Source organism: Nonomuraea terrae, assembly GCF_004348995.1.
Taxonomy (GTDB): Bacteria; Actinomycetota; Actinomycetes; order Streptosporangiales; family Streptosporangiaceae; genus Nonomuraea; species Nonomuraea terrae.
In genome coordinates this window covers 16680-28599 of sequence record NZ_SMKQ01000106.1, presented here as the reverse complement: position 1 = coordinate 28599, position 11920 = coordinate 16680, and the positions used below count along the sequence as shown (strand labels likewise).

The 11920-nt window shown below is 73.2% G+C and carries 9 protein-coding genes; 5 read left to right on the top strand and 4 right to left on the bottom strand.

The window, feature by feature from the left end:
• The 3 genes from E1286_RS28025 to coaE all read left to right on the top strand — a co-directional run.
• Positions 1–1391, top strand: a 1391-nt coding sequence (locus E1286_RS28025) for a serine/threonine-protein kinase (RefSeq protein ID WP_132617126.1), incomplete at its 5' end; no start/stop codon positions are given.
• Positions 1392–1408: 17 nt separating this feature from the next.
• Complete coding sequence (locus tag E1286_RS28020) at positions 1409–1861, top strand: GNAT family N-acetyltransferase (RefSeq protein ID WP_132617132.1); 453 nt, start codon at positions 1409–1411, stop codon at positions 1859–1861.
• 31 nt (positions 1862–1892) lie between these two features.
• Entirely contained in the window at positions 1893–2495 is a 603-nt protein-coding gene (coaE, locus tag E1286_RS28015; protein WP_132617124.1) for a dephospho-CoA kinase, read from the top strand.
• On the opposite strand, the gene E1286_RS28010 is transcribed toward coaE, so the two are convergent.
• Positions 2496–3320, bottom strand: a complete 825-nt coding sequence (locus E1286_RS28010; protein ID WP_132617122.1) for an SDR family NAD(P)-dependent oxidoreductase — start codon at positions 3318–3320, stop codon at positions 2496–2498. It lies immediately after the preceding gene.
• A 98-nt stretch (positions 3321–3418) separates the two neighbouring features.
• On the opposite strand from E1286_RS28010, the gene E1286_RS28005 reads away from it, so the two are divergent.
• The gene (locus tag E1286_RS28005) at positions 3419–3997 is read left to right on the top strand and encodes a TetR/AcrR family transcriptional regulator (protein WP_132617120.1); all 579 of its coding nucleotides are present in this window, start codon (positions 3419–3421) and stop codon (positions 3995–3997) included.
• Here E1286_RS28005 and E1286_RS28000 read toward each other — a convergent pair.
• A complete protein-coding gene (locus E1286_RS28000; RefSeq protein WP_132617118.1) occupies positions 3986–9556 on the bottom strand; it encodes a WD40 domain-containing protein in 5571 nt (1856 codons plus the stop codon). The two genes, E1286_RS28005 and E1286_RS28000, sit on opposite strands and share 12 nt — an antisense overlap.
• Positions 9557–9613: 57 nt before the next feature.
• Between E1286_RS28000 and E1286_RS27995 the strand changes: the two genes are divergently transcribed.
• Positions 9614–10786, top strand: a complete 1173-nt coding sequence (locus E1286_RS27995; RefSeq protein WP_246075236.1) for an ArsB/NhaD family transporter — start codon at positions 9614–9616, stop codon at positions 10784–10786.
• 4 nt (positions 10787–10790) lie between these two features.
• Here E1286_RS27995 and E1286_RS27990 read toward each other — a convergent pair whose 3' ends face one another.
• Complete coding sequence (locus E1286_RS27990) at positions 10791–11036, bottom strand: hypothetical protein (protein ID WP_132617114.1); 246 nt, start codon at positions 11034–11036, stop codon at positions 10791–10793.
• A gap of 83 nt (positions 11037–11119) precedes the next feature.
• The gene (locus E1286_RS27985; protein ID WP_132617112.1) at positions 11120–11920 is read right to left on the bottom strand and encodes an inositol monophosphatase family protein; all 801 of its coding nucleotides are present in this window, start codon (positions 11918–11920) and stop codon (positions 11120–11122) included.

The following is an 11920-nucleotide window of genomic DNA, read 5'->3' as shown; positions in this document are numbered from 1 at the left end:
GTCCGAGTGCGGCGGTGCAGGGGCGGCGGGGGATCGTCTGGCGGGAGTGCGGTGACGAGCTGGAATGCGGGACGTTGTCCGTGCCCGTCGACTGGGCGCGGCCGCGCGGGCTGCGTACCCAGATCGATCTGGCGCGGATGCCCGCGCGCGACCCCTACCGCAGCCTCGGCGCCCTGGTCGTGAACACCGGCGCCCCTTCTACGATCCAGGACGTGCGGGCCCGGCCCGACACCGTCAGCGAGCTCACGCGGTGGTTCGACGTCGTGCTGGTGGAGCCCCGGGGGATCGGCGACCGGGGGAGCCGCGCCATGGTGCGCTGCTCCGTGCCGCCGCCCGACCCCCTGCTCCTCCAGCTGGCCCCTGGACGGGCCTCCTGGCGCTCCTACGCCCGACAGAACGCCGCATATGGGAAAAGCTGCCGGATCGCCGCCGGACCCGCCTACGGCGGTCTCACGGCCCGCCAGGTGGCACACGACCTCGACGCCGTGCGCACCGCGCTCGGCGAGCGGCGGCTGCGCTACTTCGGCAACGGCTACGGCGCCGTCTACGGGCGGGCGTACCTGGAGCTGTTCCCGCGCAGGGTGGAACGGATGTACCTGGAGGGCGTCCCCGACCTCGGTGAACCGTCCCTGGAACGGCGGGCGACCACCCGGGCGCGCGCGGCCGAACGGCGGCTCGGCCACTTCCGCGACTGGTGCCGCAGCCGCCTCGGCTGCCCGCTCGACGCCGACGCGCCCGCGGTCATCGACGACCTGTACGAGCGCGCGCCCCTGCCCGCCGGACCCGGCCGTACGCTTGACGCCCGCGGCGTGGCGGCCGCCGTGTACGCCGGGCTCGACCCCGGCCGCTGGCCCGAACTCGCCCGCGCCCTGTCGCAGGCCGAGGAGGGCGATGCGGCCGACCTCGCCGCGATGACGGTCGTGCCGCCACCGGCCGGGCCCGCGACGGTGACCAGGGCGGCTGAGTGCCGCGACTTCGCGCCCGCCGTGCCCGACCACGCGCAGCTCGTGGCGATGGAGGAACGGCTGCGGGCCCTGGCCCCCCGGGTGGGCTGGCTGAGCGCCCGCCACGAGGCCGCCCGCTGCCTCGGGCTGCCCGGCCCGGCACAGTCTCCTGGGCCGGCGCAGTCTCCCGGCACGCCGCGCCTGACCGGCGCACTGCGCCTGACCGAGGACGCGTCCGTGCTGATCGGCGTCGGCCGGCTCGACACGGAGGCCGCGCGCGTTCCCGGGGCGGCGGTGCTGCGGCACGGCGACGGCCACGGCGCATACCTGCTGCAGGGGGTGGCCAAGTTGCGGGCCGCCTGCCTGCGCACCCGCGTGCACGACTACCTCGTCAACGGGGTCCGGCCGCGCTCCTCCTGTTCCGGCGAGCTGGTCGCCGACCCCTGAGATAGGCTGCCGTGGTGATGATCGAACGGGCCGTCGCGGCCGACGCGGGCGAGATCCTCACGGTGCAGCGGGCCGCGTACGTCAGCGAGGCCCAGCTCTACGGCGACCCGTTCGTCCCGCCGCTGGTGGAGTCGCTGGAGCAGGTCCGCAAGGTCATCGAGGGCGGGGTCGTGCTCAAGGCCGTCGAGGGCGGCCGCATCGTGGGCTCGGTGCGCGGCCAGGTCTCCGGCACGACGTGCCGCGTCGGCCGTCTCGTCGTCGCCCCCGACTTCCAGGGCCAGGGAGTCGGCACCGCCCTGCTGGCCGCCCTGCACGAGCAGATGCCGGAGGCGACGGCGTTCGACCTGTTCACCGGCCACCTGTCCGGCGACAACCTGCGGCTCTACCGGCGGCTCGGCTACCGCGAGACCCACCGCGAGCGGATGGACGACCACCTGACGCTCGTGCATCTGCGGATGAGCCCCCGCTGACGCGTACCGGATCCGCGGATAGGCTGCACGCGTGCTGAAGATTGGGCTGACCGGCGGCATCGGATCGGGCAAGAGCGAGGTCTCCAAGCGACTGTCGGCCAAGGGCGCGGTGGTGGTCGACGCCGACCGGATCGCACGCGAGGTGGTGGAGCCCGGCACCCTCGGCCTGGCGCGGGTGGTGGCCAGGTTCGGCGAGGAGGTGCTGCGGCCCGACGGCGCCCTCGACCGGCCGAAGCTCGGCTCCATCGTCTTCGCCGACTCCGAGAAGCTGGCGGCGCTCAACGCGATCGTGCACCCGCTGGTGGGCGAGCGGGTGGCCGAGTTGCAGGCGCAGGCGCCCGATGACGCGATCCTGGTGTACGACGTGCCGCTGCTGGTGGAGAACAACCTGGCGCCGATGTACGACGTGGTCGTCGTCGTGGACGCGGCCGACGACGTACGTGTCAGGCGGCTGGCCGAGCACCGCGACATGCCGGAGGCCGACGCCAAGGCCCGCATCGCCGCCCAGGCGAGCAGGGAGGCGAGGCTGGCGGCCGCCCACATCGTGATCCCCAACGAGGGCACGCTGGAGGAGCTCGACGCCCGGGTGGACGAGGTCTGGGAAGAACTCCGCAGGCGCGCGGCGCGGGGCTGATCACGGGCGCAGCAGGTGGCTCGTCAGGTCGTACAGGCGGCGGGCCGCGTCCGGGTCGAGGGTGGGCAGCGACGGGTCCAGCGGGGTGCGCCGGTCGTAGGCGAGCAGGCCCGTGCCCGGCGGGTCGTCCATCAGGTCGATGATCGGCCGGATGCTCTTTTCCACCGGCTGTGCGAACGCCTTGGCCAGCAGCTTGACCACCGTCCTGGCGGGCTGTGCGAGCGTGTCGGCGCCGCTGTCGGTGAAGCCCGGGTGGTGCAGCAGGTAACGGGTGCGCGCGTCCGGGTGTTGGGCGGCGTACGCGACGCCCAGCAGGTCCGTGGCACGTCCGGCCTGCAGCATGGCCGTGATCGGGCTGTAGCGGCGCTTGAGTGACAGGTCGTCCCAGTGGATGCGGCCCTTGGTGACGCCGACGCCGCAGACGTTCGCGATGACCGGGGCGGGCGCCCGCTCCAGCAGGCCGGTCAGGCCGTGGCTCAGCAGGAAGCGGCTGACGTAGTAGAGCGCGAAGGTGGCTTCGTGGCCGTCTGGGGTCTCCACCCGGCGCGGGAAGTGCCGGAGCGCGGTCAGCACGAGGCCGTCCAGGCTGTCGTGCCGGGCCCTGACCTCCTCGACCACCCGGAGATTCTCCGCGACCGAGGTCAGGTCGGCGCGGACGAACGCGGCCCGCTCGGCGGCCCCGAGCCGCGCGGCCTCGTCGAGGAGGCGCCGGCCCTTGGCGGGGTCGCTGCCTACGACTGTGACCCGGTCGCCGCTGCGCAGGTAGTGCAGGGCGATTCCTCGCCCCATGCCGTTCGTGCCGCCCGACACGACATATGTCCGCATTTTTCATCCTTTCAAGTCATCGAACGCTGACTTGTCGGAACGTAGCATGCTCCGCCCGTACAATGTCAACGGTCGATGACTACGGAGGGAGAGGACGCGTGCCGAAGAGGGACCGGGAGGCCACCCGGGCGCGCCTGCTGGAGGCCGCCCGGCTGCGCTTCGCCCGCGAGGGCTACGACGCCACCAGCGTCCGCGACATCGCCGGTGACGCGGGCGTCGACGCGACCCTGATCTTCCGCTACTTCGGCTCCAAGAAACGGCTCTTCGACGAGGTCACCGCCGACCTGCCGGCCGGGCTGCCCGACGGCCCGGAGGAGGAGCTGGTCGCCCGCATGCTGCGCGCCGTCGTCTTCCACGACTGGACCCGCTACGGCGGCGAGCATCCCCTGGTCGCCATGCTGCGCTCCTCGGCCCACGACGACGCCAGGCAGCGCATCCGCAGGGAGGTCTGCGACACCTACGTCGACGCGCTGCGTGACCTCGCCGAGGGCGGCGACCGGGAGTTGCGCGCCGAACTGCTCAGCGCCTGGCTGGTCGGCATCGGCATCCTGCGTTCGGTGGTGGCGACGCCGGCGCTGGCCGGAGCGTCCGCCGACGATCTCGCCCCGCACGTCGAGGCCGTGGCCTCCGCGCTGCTCGGCCGCCCGATGCGCGGCGCCCCCGGATCAGAAGGGTGACTCGAGCGGCACCTGCCGCACCCCCGGCAGGTACGCGTCGAGCTCGCCCAGCTCGAACCGCGTCATGCCGACGACGTGCCAGAACTGCCCGCCCGGCTCGCCATGGAGCTTGTAACGCCCGTCGGGGGCCACGGCGGCCCACCCCTCGGCCAGCCCCAGGAGGGTCGCCCGCCGCTCGCCGTCCGCCCACAGGATGACCACGCCGTCGTCGCCGGCGCTGGCCAGCAGGTCGGCGCTCGGGCTGAAGGCCACCGACCACACCCGCCGGCTGTGCCCGGCGAGCGCGTGGAGCAGCCGTCCCGTCGCGGTGTCCCACACCCGCACCAGCAGGTCGTCGCCACCCGTGGCCAGGCGCTCGCCGGAGGCGTCGAACGCCACGCTCCACAGCCGGCCCTCGTGCCCGTCGAGCGTGTGCGCGAGCCGCGGCTCCCCGGGCCGGCCAGGGGGCAGCTCCCACACCATGGCCCTGCCGTCGTTGCCCGCGCTGGCCAGGTGGCGGCCGTCGGGGGAGAAGGCCACCGCGTAGACCCGGTCGGTGTGCCCTTCCAGGCTCGCCACGCGGGCGCCGGAGACGACGTGCCACAGGCGTACGAGGTTGTCGTCGCAGCCGGTGGCCACGTAGACACCGTCGGGGCTGAACGCGATCGAGCGAACCCGCCCTCGGTGTTCGGTAAGGGCGGCCGCGAGCCTCCCGGTCGGGCGGTACCAGATCCGCACGCTGTCGTCGTCGTTGGCCGTGGCGAGCATGTCGCCGCCGGGGCCGAACGCCTCCGCCCACACGTGGTCGGTCTCGGCGTTCAGCTCGCGCTCGTACTCGCCGGTGGTGGCGTTCCAGAAGTGCACGCCGCCGTCGTTGCTGGAGGTCGCCAGCACCGGCCCGGTGGGGGAGAAGCAGGCGGAGATCAGCCGGTCGGCCGTGCCGTGGAAGTCGCGCAGGTGCCGCCCCGTGCGCGGCTCCCACACCCGGACGACGCCGTCGTTGCCGCTGGTGGCCAGCATCGTCCCGTCGGCGCTGAAGCGGACCGATGAGATGCGCCGCCCGTGGCCGCGCAGCACCCGCTGGCACTGGCCGGACCGGGGATCCCACAGCCGTACGGTGCCGTCGTTGCTGCTCGTGGCCAGCTGCTGCCCGTCGGGGCTGAACGCGAACGGCCACACCGAGCTGCGGTGACCCGTCAGCTCGACCCGCTGACCGCCGCCCGGCCGCTGCAGGCGTACCAAGCCGCCGGAGTCGCCGCTGGCCAGCAGCTGTCCGTCCGGACTGAACGCCACCTGGTAGACGGTCGCGGCATGCGTGGTGTGCACGCCGCGGGCCTCACCGGACGGCTCCCACAGGCGTACGACCCCCGCCGTGTCGCCGGTCGCGAGCAGCGAGCCGTCGGGCGCGAACGTCACGCAGTAGACGCTGCCCTGGTGGCCGGTCAGCGTGTGCAGCAGGGACCAGGTGGAGGTGTCCCACAGCCGGACGGTGCCCGCCTCGTCGCCGGTGACCAGCAGCCGGCCGTCGGGGCTGTGCACGGCGCGGTAGACGCTGCCGCGATGCTCGTCGAGGGTCTCCTTCACCTGCCCGGAGCCGAGGTCCCAGACGCGGACCACGCCGGCGGAGTCGCCCGTCACCAGCGCGGAACGGCCGAAGGAGGCGGTGTAGACCGGCGCGCGGTGCCCGGCCAGCTCGTGGACCGGCCGCCCGGTGGCGGTCTCCCACACGCGGACGACGCCGTCGGCGCCACCGGCCGCCACCAGCTCGCCGGTGGGGTCGAAGCGCACGGGCCAGACGCCGTCGGGATGGCCCCGCAGGGTGTGCAGGCGGCGGCCGGTGAGGGAGTCCCACAGCACGACCTTGCCGTCGGCCGCGCCCGTCGCCAGCAGCTCCCCGGCGAACGTGACGGCGTACACGCGGCCCCGGTGCGCCTGCAGCGTGCGGACGGGCGCGCCGCCGGCGCACAGCAGCACGCCGCCGTCCTCGTTGCCGATGGCGATCGTGGATCCGTCGGCGCTGTAGGCGATCGGCTCGGGCAGGCGGCTGGTCTGGAAATGGAAGCCGTACGGGACGCCGATGCCGGCCGGCGCGAACTCCACCTCCACCGGCTGCCCCGGCACCACGGCAGCGCCCGGCAGGTGCGGCAGCGTGCCGGTCACGTCGATCAGCGAGGTCCGGTGCCAGCGGGCGCCCTCCACCTCGGCGTCGCTCAGGTCGACCTGCGCCAGCCGCGCCCCCGACAGGTCGGCGCCGCGCAGGTCGGCCCCGGTGAGCTGGGCGCCGTCGAGCCGCGCGCCCACCAGCCTGGCGTCGCGCAGGGTCGCCCGCGACAGGTTGGTGCCGGCGAGCGTGGCCTCCGACAGATCGGCGCCGGTCAGGTCGACCTCGCGCAGGTCGCGGGCCGACAGGTCCTCGCCCTTGAGGTTGGCGCCGCGCAGGTCGGCGCGGGCGGGGGTGCGCAGCCTGGCCGCGATCTTGACCGCGTTGGCCATGGACACGTCGTCGCCGGGCGGGTCGGCCACCCACTCCCGCAGCGCGCGTACGTCGGCCAGGTCGCACAGGAACTCCACGGTCAGCGCCGACAGCGGCCTGCGCGACAGCAGGACCGGGTCGTCCAGGGTCGCGGCGATGTGCCGGGCGATCAGCCACTCCATCACCGACGCGTGGATGAACCCGAACATGCCCTCGTCGGTCCGCACCAGCAGGCTGCCCGACCCCATGCGGAACGCGGCGTGCGCGGCCGACAGCTGCCCGTCGGCCAGACCGGTCAGCGTCTCGCCGATCTCGGTCAGCTCCTCCACCCCCAGCAGCGACTCGCCGCTCTCCCACAGCCGCACCGCCAGCGCCGTCACCGCCTGCCACAGCTCGTCGGTGGTCAGCGCGGGGGGCGAGCCGGGGATCCTGGCCCGCCGCTCCTCGAAGGCCAGCCACGAGCCCAGGATCTCGTCGTACAGCAGGGCCGGGCTGATGGTGTGGCGGGCCTCGGCCACCGTACGGAGGCGGTCGGCGTCGAGGTCGGCGATGAAGCTCAGCATGCGCGGGTTCTGTGCCAGCGCCAGGAGGTCCTCGATCTCGCCCATGAGCGACATGCGGGCCGTCGCCTCGTCGCCGCCGTCGAACCGGTTGGCCAGGTAGGAGCGGATCTGGTCGGGCGTGAAGTTCTCGACGCCGAGCACCCGCCGTTGCGGCAGCACCCCCACCATCTCGCCGAGCGAGGTCAGCACCTGGCTGTGCGACTTGAAGTGCTGCGTACGGCTGGCCACCACGATCTTGGCGTTGTCCTCCGCCGCGGCGAGCAGCGTGGCCAGGTGGTCGGCCGCCCGGTCGTACGTCAGCCGGGTCACCAGCTCGTCGAACCCGTCGAACAGCAGCACGATGCGACCCTGCCGCAGCAGGTAGCGGAACGCCTTGAGGTCGATGAACTCCTCGCCGTGGCTCGCCAGGTGGGCCGCGACCAGGGCGTCCACCGAGTGCGCCTTGTCGAGGGCGCGCAGCTCGATGAGGATCGGCGTCAGGTGCGGCAGCTCCGCGGGGATGCGCCGGGCCAGCTCGCGCAGTGCGAAGGTCTTGCCGTGGCCGAAGTCGCCCAGCAGCAGCAGGAACCGGCCGTGGTCGGTGGCCAGCAGCCGCATCAGCTCGTCGGTCAGGCCGTTCCTGACCTGGCTGCCGGGCCGGTCGAGCTCGCGGAAGCGCTGCGGGACGTACAGCCGGGGCGGGTAGCGGCGGTCGGTCGTCAGCCGGGCCGTCTGCTCGGCGACGTAGCCGCTCAGGTCGAGCAGACCCTGGAACTCCGTGAAGCTGCGCAGCCGCACGCCCTTGCGCATGAGGTCGTCGCGGATCTCCCTGGGCGGGGGCGGCCCCTGGTAGACCAGCTCGGCGGACAGGCCCGTGGCATGGGCCCGCTGCGCGAACTCCGCCGCGGCCTGCTCGGTCAGCGCACCCGCGTGCGCGCCGATCATGAGCTGCCGGACGAACCCGTCCTCGGGGTGGGTCACCACGAGGTGGGAGGGGAACCTGCGGATCCTGGCCCGTTCGTGCCGGGCCTCGCAGACCTCGGTGATGCGGTCGAGCAGCAGCTCGACGGGGTTCGGCGCACGCTCCTCCGGCTTCTGCGCGGGGAGCGGGGCCTGCGGGGCCTCGCCGGTGAAGGTCGTCTGCGCGGAACGCCAGCGGGACCGTACGCGCTCCGGACGGCCCCCGCCCGGCAGCCACGTGCGCATCCCGTCGGCGGTGATCTCGACCACCTGGTGCCGCCCCGAGCGCGGCGCGGGGACCCGGCCGTCGCCCGCCGGCCCGGGACCGCCGTGGAAGAGCAGATTGAGCCGGTGGGCCAGCAGCCGATCGTAGGTGCCGGCGTCGCGCAGCTCGCCCGGCGGATGCCCCATCCCGCCCAGCCGCAGCCAGCCGCCCTCCTCGTACGGCCGCAGCCGCTCGGCGAACCAGGCCGCCTGCGACTCGCCGAGCAGCGCGTACGCGTCGCGCTCCAGGTGGCTCATCGCCATCGTCGAGTTGAGCCCCGCCACGACCACCTTCAGATCGGGCACCTCGAACAGCGTCCACGGCTGCGCGGCGTCGAACAGATGGTCGTCGAGCCCCTGGTAGACCTCACCGAACAACGTCGCGAAGTGCCGCCACTTGGGCCAGTACGGGGGCTGCGGGCTCACGTCGTCGGCCTCGCACGTCATGAAGTAGGCGCTGGCGGCCGCCTTGGTGACGTCGCGCGGCCCCGGCAGCAGCACCAGCCGGTGGGGCTCCAGCCCGATTAGCATCCGCAGGTCGGTCACGAACCGCGTCGCCTGTCCGAACTGTCCGAGACTGCCCGACTCGGTCAGGTCACCGCTGACGATCATGAGGTCGGGACGCGGCATGCCCTCGTCGTACATGCCGGTCAGGTCGGCCCAGATGCGCGCCTGCATGTCCTCGGGCGTGAACGGCTCACCGGGGTCGGGCAGCGCGCGGCCGAACCGCGGCCCGCCGACGTGCAGCACGGTGACCGACGAACGAGCACGCCCGTCGCCGGTGGACGGGGGGAAGACCGGGGCGGTGACCGGCGCACGCCTGGCCCGGCCCTGTTTGTCGGGCGGCGGCAGCGTCGGCGGCGCCTGCGGGACGTTCGTCCCGTCGGGGAACGCCGGCGCGGCCTCCGGCTTGGCCCGGCCCGCCATCGCCTCCGTCACCCGCCCCAGCAGCAGCGCCCTGGCCTGACCCGGGTCGGTGACGCCGAGCAGGTCGACCCAGGTGATCGTGGACAGCAGGCCCTCGACCGGGACGTCCTCCAGCCTGATCGTGACAAGCTTGTTGGAGGGGTTGTCGGGGGCGGCTCGCAACGCGGCCTGCCACTCCATCCGCCCGTAGCGGGAGCTCAGGTAGTTGCGCGAGAGCACCGCCACGACGAGCCGCGCCTCGCTGACCCCGCGGTCCATGAAGTCGATGAAGTTGGTGCCCGGCACGAAATCCCAGGACTGGATCATCGTCCGGTAGCCCGCGGCCTCAAGCTCCCAGGCGATCCACGTGGCCCACGCCGTGTCGGCGGGGGAGTAGCTGACGAAGATGTCGGTCGGCCTGCCGTCACGTGCCATTCGCTCAGTATCCCTTGCGGGATCGGCGTTTTGCAGTCCATGTGCGATCATCGTCGGGTGTGGCGGCGTCTTGGCGTGCTCGACCTGATCCGGATCGGGCTGCTGGTCCTGGGCCTGGTCTTCGTGGCGACCGGGCTGCTTCCCTGGGACGACGCGGTCACGAGCCTCTCCCACATCGGCCCGCTGCTCGTCTTCCTGGTCGCGATCATCGTGCTCGCCGAGCTCACCAAGGAGGCCCAGGTCTTCGACGCGATCGCGGCGAGGATGGCGGTGCTCGGCCGCGGCAATTACGCCGCACTTTTCTTTCTTTGTGGCATTTTCGCGTCAATTGTCACGATATTTCTGAATTTGGATACGACGGCGGTGCTGCTGACCCCGGTCATGCTCGCCCTCGCGGCCAAGGCCGGCATCGCCGCCCTGCCCCTCGCCATGACCACGATCTGGCTGGCCAACACCGCGAGCCTGCTGCTGCCGGTCTCGAACCTGACGAACCTCCTCGGCATGCAGAAGATCGGCCTCGACGCGCAGGAGTTCGCCGCCCGCATGTGGGCGCCGCAGATCGCGGCGATCGCGGTGACGATGGCGTTCCTGTGGGTGTTCTTCTGGCGGCGGGGCGAGCGGCGCGACCTGCGCTACACCCCGCCGCTGCTGGAGCCGGTGGCCGACCGCGTGCTGTTCTGGGCGGCGTCGTTCGGCTGCGTGCTGTTCGTCGTGCTGCTGCTGCTCGAGGTCCACGTGGCGGTCGCCGCCACGCCGGCGGCCCTCGTCGTCGTCGGGGCGTTCCTGCTGCGCGCCCGCGAACGCCTCACCTGGAAACTGATCCCCTGGCAGCTCGTCATCTTCGTGACCGGGCTCTTCCTCGTGGAGCCCACGCTCAGCGGCAACGGCCTGTCCGCGCTGATGACCTCGCTGATCGGCGGCGAGAGCGATCCCTACCGCACCGCCGCCGTCGGGGCCGCGCTGTCCAACGTGATCAACAACCTGCCCGCCTTCCAGGCCGTCGCGACCGTGATCCCGGACCTCGACCAGGACCGCCTGCTGGCGCTGCTCGTCGGCACCAACGTGGGCCCGCTGGTCACCCCGTGGGCGTCGCTGGCCACACTGCTGTGGTTCGAGTCGTGCCGTCGTCACGACGTCAAGGTGCCGATGCGCCGTTTCCTGCTCACCGGCGCCGGTCTGGCCCTCGTGGGGCTCCTGGCGACGGTGTGGGCGCTCGTCGAGCTCGGCTGAGCGATCAGGCGGCGACAGCCGTCGCGTAGGCGTCCGCGACCGCGCCGAGCGCCCAGCGCATGCGGCGCACGTACGTCTCGGGGTAGTCGCCGGCCTCCTGGGCGACGTACGACGCGCACCGGGACGGGTCGCCGCCGCACGCGCACAGCCGCGCGTCGACGGCCTGGCGGATCTGGAACGGCGACAGCTCGTCGGACGGCTGCAGGGCGGTGCTGAAGAGCACCTGCGCCAGCTCGGTCGTGGTCATCATGTCGGGCTCCCTTTCGCGTGCGCCTTCCTCTGACAGGACGTCGAACGGCGGCGGAACTCATCGACAGACGCCGCACGCCTTTTTCAGGGGAGCAGCCCGAGAAGGCCGGGGAGCGCACGGGGATGGGCGGCCACGAAGCTGCGGCGTTCGGCCGGCGCCTCGAAGCACTCCTCGAAGGGGCCGCCGTCGAGCGAGCGGATCTCGATGCCGGCCTCCCGCGCCAGCAGCGCCCCGGCCGGCAGGTCGACCGCCTCGGCCCGGTAGCCGACGATGCCGTCGATGTCGCCGCGCGCCAGCATCGCCCACGACAGCAGCGGCGTCCACAGCTGCAGCACCCGCCGCGCGTTGAGCTCCAAGGCCTCTTTCATCGCCCGCGCGGTGGCGTCGCCGCGGCTGACGCCGTAGCCCTGGATCCAGGCCAGCAGCGGCCCGTGCGGGCTCGGCGCGTACGACGGCGTCAGGCGCGCGCCGGACGCGGCGACGGCCCCCTGCCCGCGGATCGCCGACCACGTCTGGGCGGACACCGGGTCGTGCACCACGCCCAGCAGCGGCCGTCCGCCCCGGCACAGCGCCACGCCCACCACGTACGCCGGCAGCCCGATGGCCACGTTGTTGGTGCCGTCGAGCGGGTCCACCAGCCACGTCCACTCGGCGCCCGCGGCCCCGACCAGCCCCGACTCCTCAGCGATCACCGAATGCGACGGGTACGCCGTCAGAATGCGCTCCAGCAGCAGCTTCTCCGAGGCCAGGTCGAGGTCGGTCACCACGTCGCCCGCGGTGCCCTTGGCCCGCACGCCCACCGCGCCCCGCGCCCCCTCCAGCAGCAGCGCGCCCGCCGCCTCGGCTGCCTCGACGGCGACCTCGCGGGCGTGATCCAGGTCCAT

Coding starts and splice junctions, on each gene's coding strand:
- E1286_RS28020 (WP_132617132.1), top strand. CDS start 1,409: ATGATCGAACGGGCCGTCGCGGCCGACGCGGGCGAGATCCTCACGGTG.
- E1286_RS28010 (WP_132617122.1), bottom strand. CDS start 3,320: ATGCGGACATATGTCGTGTCGGGCGGCACGAACGGCATGGGGCGAGGA.
- E1286_RS28000 (WP_132617118.1), bottom strand. CDS start 9,556: ATGGCACGTGACGGCAGGCCGACCGACATCTTCGTCAGCTACTCCCCC.
- E1286_RS27990 (WP_132617114.1), bottom strand. CDS start 11,036: ATGATGACCACGACCGAGCTGGCGCAGGTGCTCTTCAGCACCGCCCTG.
- E1286_RS27985 (WP_132617112.1), bottom strand. CDS start 11,920: ATGGACCTGGATCACGCCCGCGAGGTCGCCGTCGAGGCAGCCGAGGCG.